This is a genomic window from Acinetobacter terrae (assembly GCF_002135195.1).
In the GTDB taxonomy this organism is placed as follows: Bacteria; Pseudomonadota; Gammaproteobacteria; order Pseudomonadales; family Moraxellaceae; genus Acinetobacter; species Acinetobacter terrae.
Window position 1 is genome coordinate 362,081 of the sequence record NZ_NEGF01000001.1, and the last position, 20,923, is coordinate 383,003.

Consider the following 20,923-nt stretch of genomic DNA (forward strand, 5'->3'; position numbering starts at 1 on the left):
ATTTATTCATCCATATTATTTGAACCATCATTCCGCTGTTCTATTTTCTTCTCAATTTCTTCCCATTTTTCCTCTGAGAAGATGCCAGTCTGTTCGTACTGATACCAGACCATCCAAGGCAAGTTACCACCTACACAAGCTTCATAAAGACGTTTAGCTCGCTCCTCACTGAATTTAGGCTTGTTGAAGTCTTGCGAAATGACATAGTTCAGCTCATCAGGACTTAAATCATGATTTGGCAATGAGAACTTTGCGCACCACCGTAAAGCCATTTGAAAGGCTTCACTGATATTTGATACTGCGAGTGAAAATACAGAGTGCTGCACAGAGTCTTCATTATCAGCCTGTGTAGCAGTCTTATTCGCAGATCCAACTTCAATCAACCGAGCGCCCATTTCCTTCATTTGCTCCCACTTATCAGTCATGAGCTGCTTGGCCAAGTTATTACCTTCAGCCTGGACAATCTCAACCTTAGTTGGAAACCCGGAGCGACCGCCAATAGCCAAGCCATCCTCTTTGATAATCTTGTATTGCTCGGTAGTGATATTTGGCATTGAGATGATTGGCTGACCTACAATAAAGCCTGACTCTTCAACATCAGCACTATTGCGATAATGTGCTAGGTTAATTTCAGCAAGCTCTAATAACGGCGCATTTCCAATTGTATCCGTGTTATCTACAGCACCACAAAATGTGAATGGAATATAAGACCATGTTCTGCCGTGGTAATCGGTTGGAATGTATTGGACACCTTCAACCCACTCACCCTTTTCATTCTTTTGATACACTTGAACCGTATAGATGAAATCACCTTGCCCGGCATCTTCAAGGCGCAGAACACGATACTGTTCGGACTGATCAACACTAAAGCCATCAGCACTGCGAGTAGATACAGATTCAAGGATCTTCACAAATGAAGTTTTCTTCTGATTCCCGATGATAGTTGATCCCCAGTCTTCAATCGATTTGGCATCAACAATATGAATCATCGGGAAAGCATTTTTTAACTTGTCCTCAGCACGGTTTCGAGAAGGTGCAACTTGAGGATAATCCACATATACACCACAGCGATAATGCTTTGAGATGAGCCGAAGTACGTGCTGTGAAGCCTGGTAAATACTTCGACCGGAACCATCTGCATTTCGATCCAAATGCTCCAGATCATCTGGACGTTTGAAGTCAGGCAATTTATTAAATGCTGATCCAACATGACTATTCAAAGTACGACCGGTCACGCCATAGAATACTGCACGACTTAAATACTCTTTAAACCGCTCCTCATCCCCATCCCCGAAAGTTACAGGAACAGGTAAGTAGGTTTTGCCCTTTGCTTTTATGACTTCCTGGCCTTCACAAACATCATCTACTTTTATCCAAAGATTAATGTGCTTGAGATAATCAGCATGTTTTGAGGTTATACCTTTCATCTTTTTCTTCCAAAAATAGGGATATCGAGTCGAGTGACTGGTTTAATAATCGGGAATCTTTTTGCGAGAGGATAACCACCAGCATCACCAACGTGATCAAGCCCAGATTTCTTATCTGGCATACCAAAATCGTCGTAAACCTGTTGCTCTAAAGTTTCAGTAAAACGTGGACATTTATTCGTATTCACCAATAGCGTACGTTCATTATCACCATTTAGAATGAGCGCATTCACCGCATTGATACGATCTTTAATGGCTGGGTTTGTTCCATCAACTTCAACTGTAAATCCTTTATCACGTAATATTTGATGATCCGACTCACTACTATTTTTTGATGAAGTCGATTGCCCTGCGGCATCTGGTATTACCGTCATTTCATGAAATGGAAAACGCTCAATAAGTAATGTGGCCATCGTCGGCGTATCGCGTACACCAACCATTTCATCTAACGCCAATGGCTTACCCTCACGAATAACATAAACCACGGCAGCCATTTTTAAGACGTTGAAGTCCATCCCGATGATCAGATGTTCACCTGATTTAATTTCTTCATCGGTATGATTTAATTTTCGATCAAAGTCTGGATATACAGCGCCACTGGTTAAATTGACAAATTGCCCACGTAAATATGCTGAAATCAGCTGAGGTGGGTATGACTCATAAAGCGATGAAATATAATCATCGGGTAAATTGGCTTCATTGTCATAAGTAGAAGCCTGAATCATTCCATACAGTGCACGCTTTGCAGGGGTTAAATTCGCCTCTTTTACAAACTGCTGATGCGTAAACTTAAATCCCTCAGGTGTAGTTGCAACATCAATACCATTTATAAGACCAGGATGTTTCACACGCATACGAGCGATAATTTTCCGCCATGCTTGCTGGGCCTTTACGGTAGGCATAACATCCAGCTCATCAATCAAAGCGTGGCCAATTTTAAAACCTACAATCGTTTGAGGCTTTTCCATGGATCTACAGATAATCGTGCTTCGATATTGACGACCATAATAAATATCAACTTCTTTATTTGATTCGTAAATCTTGGTCTTCAAGCCCCAGTCAAATGCCACCTCATCAATGGTCGGAAAGAAGATATCCCGAATCTGTGGATAGGTTGGTGCAAAGTAACCAAGTGGTACTTTTGGAAATTCCCATGATTTATCGCAAAGGCTTGAACAACCCACCCATGTTTTTCCAGATCCAAATCCAGCAACAAATGCGCGAAACTTATTTTTTAGCTGTAAAAAGTTAGCCTGAGGAACATTCAGGGTCGGATTGATGTTCGGCATTTTCTTTACTCGCATCTACAACCTGAATGGTTACTTTGACTGGAGTAGGATCATCAGCCCCTTCACCATCACCGTTTTTAATCTTGTCTATTTCCAGCTGTTTAAGCTGTGCATCCAGTAATTGAATTTCATAGCCATGCATCTCATCTTTAAATTGCTTAATGATGTTCTGCTTTTTAACCTTGTTATTTTTCCAATCACCATACATTTTCTGGAGTTCATTAAGGCGAACAGCCTTATTAGCTAAGGGAACGCCATAAATATTGGTTTGAAAATCTTTACGCGTCCGCTCGAAAAGATCTCTTAATTTTTTACTAAGATTACGACCTGCATATTTTGTCGGATCATAATTTTCACACTGTTGCCTTTCAATCTCGATGCCAAATCTTTGCTTGACAGCGTCAGCAACTTGTTGAGGTGTATCGAAGCAAGCAAGAGACTGAACTATAAAGATTTTTACAGGCTCTTTAAGTGCCGCCATACCTACCTCTTTGTCATGCTACGTCAAGCAAGATTGGCAAAAAAAATAGAGTTAAGTAGCTCTACCCGATCACACAGTTCCCACAACATGCAGCAATATTAGTTTCTGATACAAACGGTGCATTCTTGGCAATTTCCAAAAGTCGTTTTACAGACTCATCAGCACCCCATCGCTTCGTTTCCCCGAAGAACACTTCCACATCATGGCCAGCCAAGTAATGCTTAGGTAGACCGGTATGATCGCTGTAAATGATTTCACCATCTGCATCACGCTCAACGCCAATGTGATAAAGCTCATGTTCAATCAAACGACAAAACTCACGATCTGAAGTTTGTTCGCAAAATGCAGCATCCACAGTAATTAAATACTGAGGCACAAAGCCAAACCAATCACGCATCTGTTGTTCTTGACGTGCTTTCTTCCATCCGCCCTGGTTAAACATGACTTTTTCACATTGACCAAGTACCATACGTTTTTTAGCCACGGCGGCAGATGATGCCCAAGCGAATGCAAGAAACTCTTCATTGTCATGCAGCAGCTCGGCAATGTGATCATGATCAGGGTTATGTAATTCACCCCCAATGGTCAGCCAGTTTTTAACCACCCATTCTTTTAGATCCACGGCGGGTGCAAGCAGAATAGCTTCTTGCTCTTCTGCTCGATCAATTAAATCAGTCGGTGGGAATGGTCTGATCTGTTCCATTGAAAATATGCCCTTTCAAATTCTTAAGCCACTGTGATGCTAAGTGAGACTTTATTTGTAATGGTCCCGACTCAATATCTTTAAACGATGGTGCGGATTCTAATCGAACGACAGTAAAACCCATCTCATTAGCATGGTCATAACGATCCAAGCTCCAAGCTTTATTTTTAAGCTTCCCACCCCGTCCGCCTGACCAAGGACCACCCGAAATCTCAATTAAAATTCTGTGCTCAATCAGGTGGAAATCAAAACGCCAATGTTTGGTAGATTTAAACTGAAATTTCTTTTCATACTTGATTCCGAAAACATTCAATGCATGTTCAAAATCTTCTTCAGCTTCTAAGTATTTTTCTTTAGCTTTAGGTAGTGGCTTGGTTCGTGGTTTTGTCTTAGGTGGGCGTTTCTTTGTTTTCCAGAAATAGTCTCTTTCATCCATAAATTACGCCCATTAAAAAACCTCCAAAGAGGAGGTTTTTGCTTTCCAATGATATCAATTAAACATTTGTCCAAATTGGTAAACAACTGATATAAGAATAAGAGTTGAAACTGATGTTACCAATACCTCCAATATATCTATCACATCCATTACATTTCCCTCCTACTTTTATTGTTCTTTTTTTATACTTCATGATGCGAATTTTCATCAACAACACTTTAATGAAATAAGTAAAAAATTATGAAAATATTCGAACATTAAAAAACCTCCCGGAGGAGGTTGGTATTAAATTGTGTAAACTTTCCCTGTGTCCGGATGATAAAAACAATCATATCCCGCTGCTTTCACTGGTCTACCATTAATAATCACTGCAACCAAGACTTCATATTCATTATTAGGAACATCAAGTAATGTAGATCTCTTTTTTTCAAACACACATCTAAATATCTTTTTATTTCCTTCATCGTCTCGCAACTCAACATTCCTTTTGATGAATTTCATTACCAGCATCTTGCTTTCAAACTAGCCAACATTTTATACGATCAACCCTCATAACACCACGTCGATTCATCAAGCATCACGCATGCAGAACCATACGTAAATTAGCAATACGCTCTTTTAAGCGAATCATAATATTGTCCATAGCGACCAGCTCACTATGTCTTAAGCTGGTTCGACTCAAGTTCTGATATTTACTCAGTTCATCACAACAGAACTGCAAATCCTTTTTAGCTTGTACACGATCTGTCATGGGTACCACCAATAAGAAAAGAAAAACCCCGACAAATTAATGACGGGGTTTGTGTGCCGTAATACGTCCGGCAATTTGGAGAATATATTAATAAAAAAAACCTGCTTAATTCTCCCAAATTAAGCAGGCCTATGTCATGTCTAAAAATCTATTTACTTGTTTTTATATACAAATATCCTAGCAGATGATTTATACAGATGAATGTAATTATTTGTTTAACATATCCACCATTTGGTTTAATAAGTAATCACTTAACTTCTTTTAGGCAATTTCGACACACTTTAATTTCTTTATCATCATCAGTGTATTCAATTTCAGTTGCACCATGAAAGCAAAATAAACACATTAAGAATTGGAGCATAATTTTTTCCAAAAAAAAGTCCCATACGAGGGTTGCATGGGACTAAAACAAGAGAAACTACAGCGTTTCAATTCGTTGGCGCATATTAAATATGTATTTAAAATATATGAATAGCAAAAACTACCAAAATTTATAAAAGATGAAAGTTTATAAATAAAAACCAGAGTATTTTCATGCCTTGGTTTTTATACATATCCTATTCATGCTCAATGAATGGTATTGGTTGTATCGTCTTTTTTACAATCCAAATGCGCTTACTCAAAAAAGTCTTTAGCTAATTAGCAAACTATAGAAAAAGAAAAGCCCCGACATATTAATGACGAGGCTTATATGTCGTAATACTTTCGACAAAATATAAAAATCTTTCAATAAAAAACCTGTTTAACTCTCCCAAATTAAACAGGCCTAATTATTCTAAAACCTTAGAATTTTTGGAGTTATTATTTGTTTTCACTGAATATAGAATTAAATTATTTCAACATTATGAAAATAAAAAAAACATGATTATTAATTTAATTAATCGCATTTTTTTGATCAATTATTACTTAACTTCCTTCCAGCAATCTCGATATACTTTGATTTCTTCATCATCGATTGTGTATTCAATTTCAGTCGCACCGTGAAAGCCGAATAAGCACATTAGGAATTGGAGCATCTATTTTCTCCTGACAAAAAAAAGCCCACTCAAGGTAAGATGATGTGGGCCTATAAACTAAGGACCTTGGAAGGTCATTCAGAAACTACAGCGATAGATTCTATGGCGCGTATTCTATATACAATTAATTTTCAATCACTGGCAAAATATTACTTTCAGATTCAATTTAAAAAACCAATAAAAAGCCCGCTTAACCGGGGGAATTAAGCGGACCAGTATTTACGTACCATTTAGTTATTTTTATTACTTCACTTTTTTTGGAGTAATAAAAATATAGCACCTAGAATTTATGACAAAGTATAAAGAATATTGAAAAACTGTTTTCACTCGTCCACTTTGAGTAATTTTTCTTTTCACGGTATATCAATAATTCAGGAATTTAAAAGCCCGCTTACTTTTTCAAATAAGCGGGCCGGTGCTGTAGTCATTTTCTTCGTTTTACTTGCGTTTTCTTGTGTTCGCAAAAATAAAATAGCACTAAAAATTTGACAACAAAGTATATGAAATATAGAGAAACTGTTTAAGTATTTTGAATTTAAGTTATTTTTCTTTTCAGGTAATAAATTATAAATATTAAAAAAGCCCGATCAAATGACCGAGCTTTCGTTGATATACCAATACATTAAGTTAAACACTTCACCTCAAGCTGATGATCATCTTGAGTGATTCTAATTTTAATCTTCTTATATTTTCGCTTACTGGGCTCCATAGCTGAACCGACCACTTCTTCAAAGAATTTTCGATCTTTCATTAGCTCGCTATACGCCCTATAGCCAATTAATATTTTTTCAGGTTTTTGATTTTTTGAGACCATATCACCAATAAGTTTATCTAGTTTTTTTACATTGATATTTGGCATTTAGGGTGAGCTTAATTTTTAAAACAACATAATACTTTAATTTTATGAATATATTATATCAAAAAAGCCCACCTTTCGATGAGCTTTAAAATTTATCCATCTCAATAGATAGATACTCAATAAATAATTTTTTTTCTTCTATCTCTGGTATTTCGCATACCCAAAAAGCTCGAGAATCCAATCGAAAGTTGAATATTACAGCCAAGGTCCTAATTTCGATACACGCATCTTCACCCTTGATCTCAGCAAATAATCGAAGAGCTATAGTAAGAAATTTTAACTTATTGACTATATGGTATTCAGACGACTCATACTCTTTTAAAGCTTCATCATATATAAAGCAGAATATCTCCTGAATCATTTCATTGCCTATTAGCGACATCAAACTATTAAAAATAAATGACTCTAGGCACCTGTAGTATTCAAGAAATGTAGTTAATCGTTAATTCTAATTGCGAAGTGCAATAAACAAAAAAGCCCACCATTTGGCGAGCTTTCGTTGCTATATGAATTAACTTAGATGCTTTGGAATATCTTCAACTGTAAATTCCGCATCATATTGAGTCTTAACAATTTCAAAAAGTTCATTAAACATCCACTGATAATTTTCAGCCATATCATTAGCGCTCTTTATTTGCTCAGCAGCATTAGCGACAATTAATGATAACTTCTCATTTTCTTCTCTTAACTCTTCATTTTCTTGTGTTGTGGTTACCAATAACGATCGTAACTCTTCCTTAGAAAAAATATTCATATCTACGACTCAGTGCTTTTCTAAAGGATATAAGAAATCGAGAAATTAAAAAAGTCCGATCAAATGACCAAGCTGTTTATCGCCACATAACACCCCTTACTTATCTTTAGTAATATTAGATAAAGAAACTTTAGCCTCTCCTATCAATTGTCTTATTCTTTCTGCTTTAACCTTCTCATATTCTGCGTAAACATACCCACATAGAAAACACAAACATATTAGAAAAATCCCACTTAAGACAATAACTCTTTTTCCTTCCATGGCTTAACCAGTTTTTAATCGTCGTTGTAATTTCCTGTTTTACATTTTTTACATAAATTTTCAATGACATAAAAGTCTATAATTAAATAATAATTTTACCGAACAATAAAAAAGCCCACCATTTGGCGAGCTTCTTAATTAATCTAGTGCTTTAACGTACACTTCGATCACTATAGCTGAAATATGCCATATTCCTTGCGCAAGGTCAATATATCTAGATTGCCTTTAATTACATGGTTCTATACTATTTTCATTAATAATTTTGGAAATCCTGTCTTCCATGCCCGACTTTCAGCTTTCTTTAAGTGAATATCTTACAACTGTCCAAGAAGTTATAAAGATAGCTTTCGATGAACCTGTATGGGTCAAAGCTGAAATCCGTAACCTGAGTATTAAAGGTGGCCACTATTATTTAGAGTTAGCTGAAAAAGAAGAAGATACTGATAAAGTGATTGCCAGCTGTAAGGCGACAATCTGGAAATCCTCTGCAGCAAAAATGGTTTTAAAGTTTGAACGTGAAAGTGGGATCGAATTATCTCGAGATTTAAATGTTCTTATTAAAGTAAAAGCGACCTTCAGCCCCCAGTATGGTTTTTCAGTCAATGTAGAAGATATTGATTCAAGCTATACCTTAGGTGATATTGCACGGCGTTATCAGCAGATATTAGAACGCTTAACTTCTGAAGGCTTGGCCAATAAAAATAAGCTACTCCCCACTCCTTTTGATATTCAAAATGTCCTGGTGATTGCTCCTGAAAATGCTGCAGGTTTAGGTGATTTTAAAAAAGATGCTGATACCTTGGATAAAGCTGGTGTTTGTCATTTCGTTTATCACACGGCGACCTTTCAAGGTAATACAGCTGCAGTGAGTATTGCTGAAGCTTTAGCAAATGCATTAAGACAATGGGCTAAAGATTTTAAAGCACCGCCAGATCTGATCGTTATTATTCGTGGCGGTGGTGCTGTGAATGATCTGGCTTATTTGAATGACTACAACTTAGCAGCCCTACTCTGTAAACGTTCAGTTCCGATCTGGGTCGGTATTGGTCATGAAAAAGACCGGACCATTCTAGATGAAGTTGCTCACCGGTCATTTGACACACCTAGTAAAGTGATCGGTGGTATTCGTAATCTGATTGTTGAACGCACTCAGGATGTACTAGATTCTCTACAAACGATCAAGCTCTTATCCCAGCATCAAATCACAGCGTATCAAAGCCAAAATGATCAATACATCCGAGTCATTAAAACGCTTGCTCATGGGCAGATCAATGAAGCCAATAAAAGCCTGGATTTAATGAAAAGTACTCTGCAATATTTAGCACAGCAGCAAATTAAATTAGCATCAAATCAAGTTGAATCATTGATGCGTGAAACCCTATTACAGAATCCACGAAATGTGATGGCCAAGGGTTACGGTATAGTCCGCAGCCAGGGCAAAGCCATTCGTTCCATCCAACAAGTCTCAGGTGATAGCATCCAGGTAGAATTACAGGATGGTACCATCGAAGCCAATGTGACTCAGGTAAATAGCAATGACTAAAAAAGAATTAACGTTTAAAGAAGGCTATGGAGTTCTTAAAAAGAATGCAGACTTGCTTGAGTCACAAGAAGAACCTGACATTGATAATTTGATGAAGATCGTGGAAGATTCGATGGCTGCATACAAAGCCTGTAAATCACGCGTAGATGCGGTGCAACAGGCTTTGTATGAGACTTTTAAGGAATAATGAAATTGTTTCTCGTCTTGAAGAAAGCTTTGAGCAAAAGTTTATGAATTTAAACAACCTACCTACGGAAGAATTGATGAAAGAGCTAGCGAAACGAGTGGACGGGTTTAGCGTGGTAGTTAATAAGAAATGATCGACATACAAAAACTGGAATTAACATTATTAACTTATAATAGAAAGTTAGTTAAAAAATATAATGGAACCTACTTAACACCAGCTACCTCTATTGGTGGTATTTATTCCAATTCCAAGCATTTAGACTATAGTCAAAAACTACAATCTCCCATAGCTCAAAAATTGATTTATCGACTAACAAAATTAGGAACAATTGGTCAAAAATCAATATTATGTGACAATATAATTGGAGCATGTTGTGAGGTTCATGTAACAAATAAATTAATATTAAAACATCCTAGCCCAATGAATTTAAATATAGACAAAATTAAATTTACGCGAGCTCGCAGACCTAGAACAAATCAGTATATTAAAAGGTGTCCAAATTGTATTCATGTTTTTGGAAATGAAAAATGAACTCATTAGATATTAATGTTTACTTTAAAGACAAATATGGACGTTTATGTATTTTGGCTTCTGCAGGCGGAACACTTCCTAAATATTTATTAGATGAAAATGGATTAGATATCGATGAGGATAAATTATTAGAAAATAACAAATTAAACAATCTAATTTATAAACTACCCAAAAAATTTAAAATTGGTAGGAACCCTTTATTATCATCAATACTTACATATCAATATCCTGATATTGAGACTACAGAACTACCTTTAGATGAATCAAACATTAATCAAGATTACAATTTCACTACAACATATAACCACGAGTTTTCACAATTAACCAATGATAAAATTTTAAATGAATCAGTTACTACTGAATTCTCAGATTATTTTTTCACATTTGATGATTTAGCTGCAAGAGGGTTTTTTGTTTATGACAAATTGAATATAAATCATCCCGAAGATGATACTTTCGTTTTAGTTAGCTATCCTATATATGATAAAGATAATTATGAGCACAAAGAAAATTATAAAGAACCTCTATCATCCATGACTTCTGCCCCAAGATTGAATATTCCTATAATAGACAGAAAATTTAATAAAATTTATAGAAAAAGTTTTAATAGTTTAGATTTAATAAATATTCTTAATTCTATTCAATAAAAAAGCACCCTAAGGTGCTTTTTTATGGGGCTGGCATTCACTACTTAACAATTCTTTAATTGGACTAAAAGAATCTCTATATAAGATTTGGTTTTCACCAACTGCTTTTATTGTATCTTTAAGAAATTCATCTGCAATATTTTTCAGCTTAATACCTGATATATAATTATCATTTATATCAAAAACCATATCACATAAACTTTGAAAAAAACTATCAATCTTATTTAACATTTCTAATGTAATAATTTTATCCCCTTTAAAGCCTCTTACTAGCCCATGATGCAAATTATTATTTGATTTTAATTTATTGATTAAATCATAAAACCTCAAAGACAATTCATCACATTTCCTTCCAAAAAAATTAAGTTCATCACCATTTTTCAAATATCTAAATTCAGTAGTGATTGCCATTAACTCTTCTAAGCAATTTTCTAACTCTAGAATAACAGTTAGAAGATTTAAACATGTATCCTTATTAACTTCATACTTCTTTTGAATCCGCCAATCACTAAAAACCCAAATTGCCACTATTGGAGTGATCAGATATGTTGCCCATATAAATATATTAATTATATCTGCCTTGTTATTCTTATTCCAATCATTCCCATTCAAATTATAAAACTTCAAACCAATTAAGCAAATTGAAATATAAACACCTAAAAATAACAATACACTCTTATATTTTTCAATACTTTCTCTATGTTGTATATTTAATTTATTTTCTTTAAAATTCTCAAAAAATCTATAAATATTATTTGAAATCTCTTTTCTCATAATAAATATATAAATTAATACAATGTACAAATTAGCTAAATAGAGTTTTCCAATTCTTGTTAAGCTAACGAAAGACTCTCTCAACCCTATAGTGAAATTCAATAATAAAATTATCAACGACTCAGCAAAATTAGTTATAAAAACCAAAAAAGTAAAAAATAAGCTGGTAAAAACCAACATCTTAAGAATGTTATTAAAATTCATTACTAAACTCTTTAATAGCTTTAGTATAAAAATTAAAAATTTATAAAAATTAAGAAAAATACCTAGTATATATAAATATATTTTGTATACTTTCTCAGCATATACTATTGAAAATATATAACTAATTAAAAGTAATCCCCAAAAAAAACACTTCATAAAAATTTTCTATCAATTATTGAATTTGGTCACTTTCTGCCACAACAAAGCTCGCCATCTGCTCAAAATAGTTATTATCCATGTAGTCATATATAGCCAAAGATAAACCATTCACAACTGTTTTAAGCCCCTGATCATGAGAAATAATGGCTGTAGCATTATTTAGAATTTGATTTCACTATTTAGGGCTAATTTGACTTTTTGTCAACCAAAAAATCATGCTAATTCAAAGATTTGTCAACTAAACTGGCTTTTATACGACTTTTTACCTAGATTCATTGAGTAATCTAACTGAGAGTTGTTAGACTTTGGCTAATGTTTTGACTTTAAAATAATTTATGAAATTTTTACTCATTTTAGTTTTGGGGCTCACTTCTATCCAAGTTTATGCCAAAAAATGTGCTGACTTTAGTTCTCAAAAAGAAGCACAATCTTGGTACGAGCAACGTAAAAAATCAGGACAAACAGGTTGGAAAAGTTTGGACCGCGATGGTGATGGTTCTGCTTGTGATTGCTTGCCCGGTGGTAACGGTAAAAAATGTCCGAAGAAAAAAAGATAAGAGGCTTGAGAATGAAATTTAATTTTTCTTTAGATACAGCAATTATTATTGCAGCATTAACAGCCTTTTTATATACATGTGGGCAAGTGTATTTAGCTTCTTATTTATTTCACTTTTTAGTCGATCCAATTGCCTTGAATATCCCGCCACAAGATAAAATTTATTGGGGTTTTTTGAATGCTTGGCAGTATCTTGCATGGTTCCTTCTTATTGTGTTTTTATTTTTTTTAATAAAATATTTAGAAATTGTATCTTTCCTTGGTAACTTTATTCAAAATAAAATTAATAAACTTAGGAAGCATACACCCCCTATATACAATTTAAACGCAAAAGCCGAAGTTGAAAAAATCCAATCTGAAAAATTTTTAAATATTATTTTTATTATTATTTTATCTTTTTACTCCATGTTTGCTTTTGCAAAAATAGATATAGATACCAGAGAGAAAACAAAAAAAATTATAGAAAATGTATATTATTTACCAAGAATAAATATTGGGGATAATAGAAAGCCTCAATTCCTCATTACATGCGGTGCTTCGCTATGTGCAATCATAGATGAAGAAAAAAATGTCTCTCTCGTTGAACCCAAAACTGTTGTAATACTAGGTTCAAACTTTGAACATAACAAAGCCCTATAAAATCGTTTACTTATACCCTATAAAACCATACCGACTATGCAATGCAGCCAGCCCACACTTTACATCCATTCGGGCCTCTAACTGACTGCGTTCATCTGTCACCATCTCAGACCATGAACAGCTATAAAAGTAACGGCTAATGATCGCATCCATCCAATCATCCAGTACTTCTGATTGCCCCTGCAGATCTAAAACTAGACGCTGAACCGCTCGAGCTTCATTGTCATCAATTTCACAAGTGATTTTTGTTTTACGCGGTTTTGGCGGCTCATAGTCACCAGTCAGGAAATCAACAATAATCTGCTGCTGTTGTGTCTTGCTTAAATTTTTACTCTTACGCATCTTAGCCGCATTATCCATAGCCACCGCGATAGGATTGACAGTACGACCGCTTGAACCAGTATTGGTATATAACCATGCCCCAAATTGAATTAACCAGCCTTCTAAATCAAAACGTGACCAATCCACTGATTGTAAAATGTGTTGCTTCACTGCTGCGTTACCCATGCTTATAATTCCCCTACCATCTTTTCTATTTGCTGAATCGCTAAACCTGACTTCACTTGCTCTGTACTAAACCGTATTACCTGGTAACCCATCATTACTGCGGCGTTATATTTTTCCATATCCCCAATGTAACCCTTACCCCTTGTATGCCTTCCACCACTCCAGATCCCACCTTCAACCTCAATCAATATCTTCTTACCAATAATGTGAAAATCAGCACTCCATTTTCGCTTGAGATGAAATTTAAATTCTCTCTCAAATTCGATTCTGAGCGCTTTAAGTTGTATTGCTAACAATGACTCCCCAACACTCTCAATTTTCGCACCACGGGGCTGACATTTTGATTTAGCTGTGGTCTTGGATCTCTTGCCATACAGCTTTTTATATTCAGCCAGTGAAATGCTTCTCATGCATCACATCCGTTGGCCAAGTCTTTAAATAAATTCTTTGCATGATCAGTAAGAATAAATCCCTGTGGTGTTTCACCGTCCTTGACCACTAACCCCCAGTGAGCCAGACCATTCAAATAGCGTTGTAAGCTTCGAATCGAAATCCCCATGTTTGGTTCAATCGCTGCATGAATTTGTTTAACAGAGCTACGTCCTTTGGTTGATCCTATGGTCTTGAAGATCATGATATTCATGTAAGTACGATCTGCATGAGTCATGCTGCAGCTCCTAACGATCCATTGAAGCCAACCTGTTTCAAATACGATTCCCATTTTTTAGCTTGGGCCGGATCTTCAAGTTTTACGGCGATACGTGCTGCAAGTTTGTCGTATGACTCACCTGGTTCAGAGAACTTGCTTGAGAACTCAGGATGCTGTGAAAGTTTTTGAGCAAACGTGTAAATTTGTTTATCAGAAAGCTGTTGAATTTTAGATCCTGTACCTGCAGGTTTTTCAGAAGCTGGATTTTGATTATTCGAATACTTGGTTCTGTATGCGTTGATCAACCAGTCAGCAAAGTGGTAAATCATCAAATCATCGCTCATGGTTTTTTCAGCGTTGTAAATTTCGAATGCTCGTTTTTCACGTTCAGCCCATTTCGAATTCATGATGGATTCAAAATCGATACTGTCATCGGCCAAGAACATTTCTTCTCGAAGTTTTTTAAAACAAAACCATGATTTTTTATTTTTAGATTCTAATGATAGGTTCTTTGAAAGATTCCGTGTCCCAACGTTGGGACTCTTTAACGGAATTGTTGGGACCCTTTCATGGAATTGTTGGAACTGTTCCGTTGTTGGAACTGTTCCACTGTTGGGACTCTTTAAATCATCATTTTCATCATCTAAGTGTACCGTTGTTGGTACTGTTTCACGGCCATTTATACCCACTAATTGATAGACTTTGACCTGTTTGGTGCGTCCTTTTCGCTCTCCGGTATCAACAATTAAACCATCTTCGATAAGCTCATCAATAATTTTTAGAACAGTTTTACGGTCCATTTCTGTATCTTCAACCAAACGGGCCATACTTGGATATGCGCAATGATCTTCACTTGCACGATCAGCAAGTGAGAGCAGTACTAATTTTTTAAGTGGTTTAAGGCTGCCACCTTTCTTCTGCTTCTGGTGCACTTTCCATGCCCAAATGCTTGCATCTAAGCTCATAATTCCCCCGAAATAAATAATGCTGCAGGTGGATCAAGACGACGTTTGGCTTTAAGTTCCGCTGGTGATGCGAGCTGAATATCATCCTTGTGAATGATCTGCCCACCTTCCAACCAGTAATATTCTGCTGCTTGAAAAGCATCTACAGTTTCCAGGCTGTTGTCGGCAATTCGATGTGAATACACAACGACATCACCTTTAATAAAATCGCATTTCACATAGGCTTCGTCTGGTGCTATACCAAGCTCAAATTCACGTTGTTCAACCTGTTGAATTAAGCAGGCATGGCACTGCTCATCTCTAAAATTCGTGCACTTGTTAGCGTATGGGTGTTGTGGTAAATTTGATTTCATATTCATTGGTTCCGATAATTAATGAATTGGAAAAGCCTGATCTCAACCATCAGGCTTTTTCTTTTTGTGGTGTTTCGATACATGCTTTAATCTGCGAATCGAGTTGTGCCAATTTGACCTGCATCCGGTGAATGGTTTTTGACATGTCTTGTGCTTCACCTGCAGTGATACGACCATCTGCCATCATTTCTCTAAATTTGCTCATCACATCCCCACCTTGCATACCAATACGAAGGATCGTGTCGGTAAGAGCGATATCACGACACTCAGGAATATCTGGAAGATCAATCGCAACTTTTCTATGTTCAGCATTCATTTCCTGCAAAACACGAAAGTCACCAGTCATAGCCATCATTTTTGATGCTTCAACAAGTGTTAAATGGTGGGTTTCAGTATTTGGATTGACCTTGCTATTTAGTACAGCTGCACTTTTCATTCCCATACGTGGAGCTAATGCGGCTGCGCCCCCTGGGTAGTCATGAACCGTGTTGTACGCGGCATCTAGAATGTTCATGTGAAATTCCTTCGAACGTATTTTTTAAATAATTACCAAGTGATAATTCGGTTATGCAGACAAAGCCTGAAGATCAGCTTTTAGCTTACCTTTGGTTTTTATCTCTAAAAAAGCCTGAGTTTTTGGAGGAATTCCTTTGGTTTCCCAGTCCCAAACCGTTGTTCGTCCAACTTCGAGTTTTTTTGCTAATTGGGGGTTTGATTCCACTTTGTAGTGGTCCCGTAGTTGTTTGACGTTCATTTTCTAAATCCCGAACTATTTTGTTCGGTTTATTGAATCATATGTTCGGGTAATCGTCAATCATATTGTTCATAATTCCGAACATGTATTTATGGAGTTGCGTTTATGGAAGTATCAGATCGCATTAATAAAAAAATGACCGAACATGGTCTCTCACAAGCTGATCTAATTCGCGGCACTGGAGCCGGTCGTGCGACTGTTTCTGGATGGGTTAATGGAACAAATAAACCTAGTGCAAAGCACTTGGATGCATTGGCAAGAACACTTAAAACAACGACAAGCTGGATTCTTACTGGCATCTCTAGTGATGAAAAAAATTTTCAGTTAGTTGAATCTTGGGATTCCAGCACTCCTTTAGAGGATGATGAAGTTGAAATTCCATTTTTTAAAGATTTCAGTTTTGCTTGTGGTTCTGGGTCTATTGGTGAAGCTTTGGCAAATGAAAAGCGTAAGTTACGTATATCTAAAGCGACTCTGCGGAATAAGGCTATTGATAAAAAGAATGCTGTAGCTACCAGCGCTTCTGGTGACTCAATGAGTCCAACCATTAAAGATGGCGATACCATTCATATAGATCTTGGTAGAAAGATCATTAAGGATGGGAAGATATTTGCAATCTGCCATGGTGGGTTATTTATGGCTAAACGCCTCTACAACTTACCAATGGGCGGGATTCGCATCGTTTCAGATAATGCCGCTGAGTATCCTGAAATCCAGCTAACTGCTCAAGAAATTTTAGATCAGCAGTTCGAAATTGTAGGTTGGATTTGGCAAATATCTACTATGGAAAGTTGGTAATCAAAAAGTAAGTCACCGGTGATCTAGATGCTGTGGTGTTATGAATGCAAACAATTGAAATAAATTCCCGCAAGATCAGCCATGTGCTTTATCAATGGCTCTTATTAACAGTTGAGCTCAAGACTGGTGAAAAATTTATATACAGGCTTCTTGAGACAAGTACATTTGCGGAGTTTATTGATGCGCCTGACAAAGATAAATTTTATAGAAACAATATAGAAGCCAATAAAGAATTTAAAAGAATTCAACTTTTTGGGTGATTAAGAGATTGATGCTGTAATATTGATTTAGCTTATATTTAGCATGTGTTGGTTAGAAAGTTGTATCAAAACGTTTATTTGAATATTTGGGTGTAATAATGCGATTTAAAAATGCTGTTTTTTTTAAAATAGATGACCTTCTTCTAGATGAAGAAAACTACAGATTTGGTTTAGCAAAAAATCAGAAAGATTGCATTGAGCTCATCTATAAAAATAGCCCAGAAAATTTTGAAAACTTATTAAACGATATTATTGCTAATAATATCGGTGATTACCCATTAGTTTTTATTAATTCAAAAAATCAGAATATTGTTCTAGATGGGAATAGGCGCGTATCAATATTAAAGATTATTAACAATCCAGAACTTGCCCCAAGCAAAAAAATTGCAGATATTTTAGCTACATTAGATAAAAATAAACTTCCCTTTGATCTGAATCAAATAGGATGCTTTGTAAGCAGTGATAAACAAGAAATTCTAAAAACTGTTTATGAGAGACATGCTGCTGGTAAGGGAATTTCAAGAATACAATGGTCAGCTTTTGCAACGGCAAAATTTCGCTATGATGCGGAAATTGACGATAATGATTGGCGAGCTATTGCAATACTTTTACACATAATTTCTTTTGATGAAAATGCAGATACTTTAATAAAAAAACCTAATTTCTCGTTTGAAGTTTTTAGACGAATGATTAGACATGCCTACTTGAATGGATATTTACATTTTGAAATTTTCAATGAGGATAAAAATGTCATTAACTCTGAGTCCGATTACTTAAATAGTGCTATAGAATTAGTTAACAAAATTGTAAAAGCAATCGATAATAGTGAGGTTGGATTATCAAGAAGAAAAAATTATGCTTCTGAAGATTTTTTATCACAATATTTTCTACACTACTTTACAAAAATTACTGAATCTAAACCACCACGCAAAAAACGAAAAAATAAAACTATAAAACCAGAAAATCCTGTGATAGACGTAGCCCCTCTTGCTCATGATACAGTTTCTAATATATTTACAAAAATTGATGATTCTGTGGTAAATAATTCCTTTATTGCAGAACCTTCGATTATTGATGATCCTGTTAATACGGAAACCACATCAACTGATGAGACTGTATTTACTTTACCACCTTTAGCATCTCCTCAGATAAATCTACCTTTACCTGATATTGCTCCTGTTTTAGATATAGTGGAACCCTCATCACTTATTGAAAGTAATATTGACTTAATAAACTCATTAAATAGATTATCAATTCAAAAATTTAGTTTGCTATATCAATCTTTAAGTCAATTAAGTATCAAAAAGCACCCGATTTTAGCAGTCATTGCTACTTGGGCATTTTTAGATAGTCTTCCAAGAGTTGGTGGCTGGGAAGGAACAGATTTTACTAGCTACTATAATAATCATATCAAAAATATGGTTCCTGCCAAAGAATTACAAACTGACATCCGCCATTCAATTTCTTGGCTATATAGTGAAGGTAACTGCAATAAACATTCCAGTAAATACGTAACACTCGATTACAAAGAGTTTACAAAGCATTTCAACAACATACAAACTTTTCTTTCAAATATTATTGATCAAAAGATCATACCTAAGAAATCAGTGGCCAACGCTTGTTAATTTTGATTTAATACACATATGGATAATTTCAAAACACCCCTTCGTTACCCTGGTGGTAAAGGTAAATTTGCACCATTCATCAAAGATTTGATAGCTGTAAATAACCTATCAGGTGATTATCTCGAACCATTTGCGGGAGGAGCTGGTGTAGCTTTAGATTTACTTTTCAATGATTGCTGTAAGAATATTCATATCAATGATTTGGATGTGGCCGTCTTTAATTTTTGGAAGTCTATCACTGAAGATACTGAATGCTTCTTACAGCTACTAACTGACACACAAATTACTATTGAAGAGTGGCATAAACAAAAATTAATTTTAGCTAACCCTCAAGATCACAGTAAGGTAGATCATGGATTTGCTACATTTTTTCTAAATAGAACTAACCGTTCTGGAATTTTAAAAGCTGGTGTAATTGGTGGTAAAAACCAAGATGGTAACTATAAGTTAGATGCTCGCTACCATAAAGAGAATCTGGCCAAACGAATTGAGAAAGTTGGACAATACCGAGATAGAATTAAAGTCTATAATCTTGATGCCCTTAAATTATTGGAAAAAGTAGATAGCTTACTCCCCCCTAATTCCCTCATCTATCTAGACCCTCCTTATTACGTAAAGGGTCAAGGCTTATATCGAAACTACTATGTCCATGAAGATCATGTACAAATCAGAGAGGCATTAGATAAGGTTCGATCGAAATGGATCGTTTCTTATGACAATTGTAATGAAATTAAAGAGATCTATTCTGGATATCGTCAAAAGGACTACGAACTAAACTACAGTGCTTATTATAAAATCAAGGGTTCTGAAGTCATGATTTACTGCGATGCTATAACCCCAGTTAACGTTAGTAACAAACAAATTGAATTTGATATAGTTTAATATCAACTCACCCCAGCGGTGGGTTTTCTCATTTCTGAAACATAACCCTGTTATTCTTTGATCAAGGTCGAAATCTAAGGTTTGATCTGCAATAACGAAGTAATATCAATTAACCCACCTTTTTCGTGGGTTTTCTTTTATAAATTTTTCTTTATAATTCCGGATCCAATAACAATAAAACTTTAACTATGAAAACAAAAATTCTTACAACCACCCTATTTCTTATCACTCTTACTGGCTGCAACAAGCCGCCCAAGCCAACAGTAACTGAATCATCAAGTCCAACTATCACAGCCCAATTTGAGCAGGCGGATGAAAAAATTACCAAATACCTAGATCAACTGGACGATCCCAATACCACACAAGAAGCTCGTACTCAGATCCTATGTAAAGACTACCCTACTGAATACAAAACCAATTACATGCTGTCGCTAATGAAGCTATCACCAGGTGAATACACTGAAGCTAAATTGTTGTCTGATTTGGAATCGGCTCTGGATTACTATAAAGATAGTTTCGAGATTAAATGCTCGAATTAAGGCAATCGATTGCTTACAGGTGAAACCATGGAAAGATACGTAATAGTTGTGATACTGATCATAGTCGCGGTCTTACTGGTAGTATTTTACAATCAGAAAAAATGAAATTAAAAATTCTATATGTTTAGTTGTTAAACAAGCTTAAACAAAACAGTAATATATTAAGCATACCTTAGCGATCAAATACTAAGGATAGTATTTGATCGCACACGCCCACTTCGGTGGGTTTCTTATTTCTGAAACACTACCCTGCTATTCTTTGATCAAGGTCTAATATGAAGACAAGACCTGTAATAACTAAGTAAAGCCTATCTCACCCACTTTACGTGGGTTTTCTTTTTTCTATTCCAGCTTATAATTTATTTACCAATAAA

Annotated in this window: 28 protein-coding genes; 11 read left to right on the plus strand and 17 right to left on the minus strand. The window is 35.5% G+C overall.

Annotated elements, in window-relative coordinates; translation table 11 throughout:
- Positions 1–2: 2 nt before the first annotated feature.
- The 9 genes from B9T23_RS01800 to B9T23_RS01840 all read right to left on the minus strand — a co-directional run bounded on the left by B9T23_RS01800 (position 3) and on the right by B9T23_RS01840 (position 7,716).
- Positions 3–1,427 carry a DUF4055 domain-containing protein gene (locus B9T23_RS01800; protein WP_086192737.1) on the minus strand — a complete coding sequence of 475 codons (1,425 nt, stop codon included), beginning with the start codon at positions 1,425–1,427 and terminating at the stop codon, positions 3–5.
- A complete protein-coding gene (locus B9T23_RS01805) occupies positions 1,424–2,716 on the minus strand; it encodes a terminase large subunit domain-containing protein (RefSeq protein ID WP_086192738.1) in 1,293 nt (430 codons plus the stop codon). Before B9T23_RS01805 ends, B9T23_RS01800 begins: the two co-directional genes overlap by 4 nt.
- Positions 2,676–3,197 (minus strand): DUF2280 domain-containing protein, encoded by a 522-nt coding sequence (locus tag B9T23_RS01810; protein ID WP_086192739.1) that lies wholly within the window; start codon positions 3,195–3,197, stop codon positions 2,676–2,678. Before B9T23_RS01810 ends, B9T23_RS01805 begins: the two co-directional genes overlap by 41 nt.
- Before the next feature lie 61 nt (positions 3,198–3,258).
- Entirely contained in the window at positions 3,259–3,900 is a 642-nt protein-coding gene (locus tag B9T23_RS01815; RefSeq protein ID WP_086192740.1) for a putative metallopeptidase, read from the minus strand.
- Positions 3,869–4,336, minus strand: coding sequence for a hypothetical protein (locus B9T23_RS01820; RefSeq protein ID WP_086192741.1), 468 nt, complete (start codon positions 4,334–4,336; stop codon positions 3,869–3,871). The genes B9T23_RS01815 and B9T23_RS01820 overlap by 32 nt, the downstream gene beginning before the upstream one ends.
- A 285-nt stretch (positions 4,337–4,621) precedes the next feature.
- A complete protein-coding gene (locus B9T23_RS01825; RefSeq protein ID WP_131271465.1) occupies positions 4,622–4,837 on the minus strand; it encodes a hypothetical protein in 216 nt (71 codons plus the stop codon).
- 76 nt (positions 4,838–4,913) lie between these two features.
- Complete coding sequence (locus tag B9T23_RS16725) at positions 4,914–5,087, minus strand: hypothetical protein (RefSeq protein WP_171263032.1); 174 nt, start codon at positions 5,085–5,087, stop codon at positions 4,914–4,916.
- A gap of 1,638 nt (positions 5,088–6,725) precedes the next feature.
- Positions 6,726–6,962, minus strand: a complete 237-nt coding sequence (locus B9T23_RS01830; RefSeq protein ID WP_086192743.1) for a hypothetical protein — start codon at positions 6,960–6,962, stop codon at positions 6,726–6,728.
- A 511-nt stretch (positions 6,963–7,473) separates the two neighbouring features.
- On the minus strand, positions 7,474–7,716 hold the full coding sequence (locus tag B9T23_RS01840; protein ID WP_228145888.1) for a hypothetical protein: 243 nt from the start codon (positions 7,714–7,716) through the stop codon (positions 7,474–7,476).
- Positions 7,717–8,257: 541 nt separating this feature from the next.
- Between B9T23_RS01840 and xseA the strand changes: the two genes are divergently transcribed.
- The 4 genes from xseA (at position 8,258) to B9T23_RS01860 (ending at position 10,885) form a co-directional block, all read left to right on the plus strand.
- Positions 8,258–9,520, plus strand: coding sequence for an exodeoxyribonuclease VII large subunit (gene xseA / locus B9T23_RS01845; RefSeq protein WP_086192745.1), 1,263 nt, complete (start codon positions 8,258–8,260; stop codon positions 9,518–9,520).
- The gene (xseB, locus tag B9T23_RS01850; protein WP_086192746.1) at positions 9,513–9,707 is read left to right on the plus strand and encodes an exodeoxyribonuclease VII small subunit; all 195 of its coding nucleotides are present in this window, start codon (positions 9,513–9,515) and stop codon (positions 9,705–9,707) included. The genes xseA and xseB overlap by 8 nt, the downstream gene beginning before the upstream one ends.
- 129 nt (positions 9,708–9,836) lie before the next feature.
- Complete coding sequence (locus B9T23_RS01855; protein ID WP_086192747.1) at positions 9,837–10,238, plus strand: hypothetical protein; 402 nt, start codon at positions 9,837–9,839, stop codon at positions 10,236–10,238.
- The gene (locus B9T23_RS01860) at positions 10,235–10,885 is read left to right on the plus strand and encodes a hypothetical protein (RefSeq protein ID WP_086192748.1); all 651 of its coding nucleotides are present in this window, start codon (positions 10,235–10,237) and stop codon (positions 10,883–10,885) included. Before B9T23_RS01855 ends, B9T23_RS01860 begins: the two co-directional genes overlap by 4 nt.
- 9 nt (positions 10,886–10,894) lie before the next feature.
- Here the strand turns inward: B9T23_RS01860 and B9T23_RS01865 are convergent, their stop codons facing one another.
- Entirely contained in the window at positions 10,895–11,863 is a 969-nt protein-coding gene (locus B9T23_RS01865) for a hypothetical protein (RefSeq protein WP_143222490.1), read from the minus strand.
- A 494-nt stretch (positions 11,864–12,357) separates the two neighbouring features.
- Here B9T23_RS01865 and B9T23_RS01870 point away from each other — a divergent pair, with 494 nt between their 5' ends.
- Entirely contained in the window at positions 12,358–12,579 is a 222-nt protein-coding gene (locus B9T23_RS01870; protein WP_086192750.1) for an excalibur calcium-binding domain-containing protein, read from the plus strand.
- Positions 12,558–13,217, plus strand: a complete 660-nt coding sequence (locus B9T23_RS16860; protein WP_213033027.1) for a hypothetical protein — start codon at positions 12,558–12,560, stop codon at positions 13,215–13,217. The genes B9T23_RS01870 and B9T23_RS16860 overlap by 22 nt, the downstream gene beginning before the upstream one ends.
- Before the next feature lie 6 nt (positions 13,218–13,223).
- Here the strand turns inward: B9T23_RS16860 and B9T23_RS01880 are convergent, their stop codons facing one another.
- The 7 genes from B9T23_RS01880 to B9T23_RS01910 are packed head-to-tail and all read right to left on the minus strand — an operon-like array spanning position 13,224 to position 16,445.
- Positions 13,224–13,724: a hypothetical protein gene (locus tag B9T23_RS01880; RefSeq protein WP_086192751.1), complete on the minus strand. Its 501-nt coding sequence runs from the start codon at positions 13,722–13,724 to the stop codon at positions 13,224–13,226.
- Between the two features lie 2 nt (positions 13,725–13,726).
- Positions 13,727–14,134 carry a PDDEXK family nuclease gene (locus tag B9T23_RS01885; RefSeq protein WP_086192752.1) on the minus strand — a complete coding sequence of 136 codons (408 nt, stop codon included), beginning with the start codon at positions 14,132–14,134 and terminating at the stop codon, positions 13,727–13,729.
- The gene (locus B9T23_RS01890; RefSeq protein ID WP_086192753.1) at positions 14,131–14,391 is read right to left on the minus strand and encodes a helix-turn-helix domain-containing protein; all 261 of its coding nucleotides are present in this window, start codon (positions 14,389–14,391) and stop codon (positions 14,131–14,133) included. The genes B9T23_RS01885 and B9T23_RS01890 overlap by 4 nt, the downstream gene beginning before the upstream one ends.
- Entirely contained in the window at positions 14,388–15,338 is a 951-nt protein-coding gene (locus tag B9T23_RS01895) for a helix-turn-helix domain-containing protein (RefSeq protein WP_086192754.1), read from the minus strand. Before B9T23_RS01895 ends, B9T23_RS01890 begins: the two co-directional genes overlap by 4 nt.
- The gene (locus B9T23_RS01900; protein WP_228145889.1) at positions 15,335–15,691 is read right to left on the minus strand and encodes a hypothetical protein; all 357 of its coding nucleotides are present in this window, start codon (positions 15,689–15,691) and stop codon (positions 15,335–15,337) included. The genes B9T23_RS01895 and B9T23_RS01900 overlap by 4 nt, the downstream gene beginning before the upstream one ends.
- A 49-nt stretch (positions 15,692–15,740) precedes the next feature.
- Complete coding sequence (locus tag B9T23_RS01905; protein ID WP_086192756.1) at positions 15,741–16,205, minus strand: phage regulatory CII family protein; 465 nt, start codon at positions 16,203–16,205, stop codon at positions 15,741–15,743.
- A gap of 51 nt (positions 16,206–16,256) precedes the next feature.
- Entirely contained in the window at positions 16,257–16,445 is a 189-nt protein-coding gene (locus B9T23_RS01910) for a hypothetical protein (protein WP_086192757.1), read from the minus strand.
- Between the two features lie 105 nt (positions 16,446–16,550).
- Here B9T23_RS01910 and B9T23_RS01915 point away from each other — a divergent pair, with 105 nt between their 5' ends.
- The 5 genes from B9T23_RS01915 (at position 16,551) to B9T23_RS01935 (ending at position 20,549) form a co-directional block, all read left to right on the plus strand.
- Positions 16,551–17,243 (plus strand): XRE family transcriptional regulator, encoded by a 693-nt coding sequence (locus B9T23_RS01915; RefSeq protein WP_086192758.1) that lies wholly within the window; start codon positions 16,551–16,553, stop codon positions 17,241–17,243.
- Between the two features lie 44 nt (positions 17,244–17,287).
- Complete coding sequence (locus B9T23_RS01920; protein ID WP_086192759.1) at positions 17,288–17,503, plus strand: KTSC domain-containing protein; 216 nt, start codon at positions 17,288–17,290, stop codon at positions 17,501–17,503.
- Between the two features lie 98 nt (positions 17,504–17,601).
- A complete protein-coding gene (locus tag B9T23_RS01925; RefSeq protein WP_086192760.1) occupies positions 17,602–19,128 on the plus strand; it encodes a hypothetical protein in 1,527 nt (508 codons plus the stop codon).
- Between the two features lie 18 nt (positions 19,129–19,146).
- The gene (locus tag B9T23_RS01930) at positions 19,147–20,010 is read left to right on the plus strand and encodes a DNA adenine methylase (RefSeq protein ID WP_086192761.1); all 864 of its coding nucleotides are present in this window, start codon (positions 19,147–19,149) and stop codon (positions 20,008–20,010) included.
- Between the two features lie 188 nt (positions 20,011–20,198).
- A complete protein-coding gene (locus B9T23_RS01935; protein ID WP_086192762.1) occupies positions 20,199–20,549 on the plus strand; it encodes a hypothetical protein in 351 nt (116 codons plus the stop codon).
- The last annotated feature ends 374 nt before the right edge of the window (positions 20,550–20,923 follow it).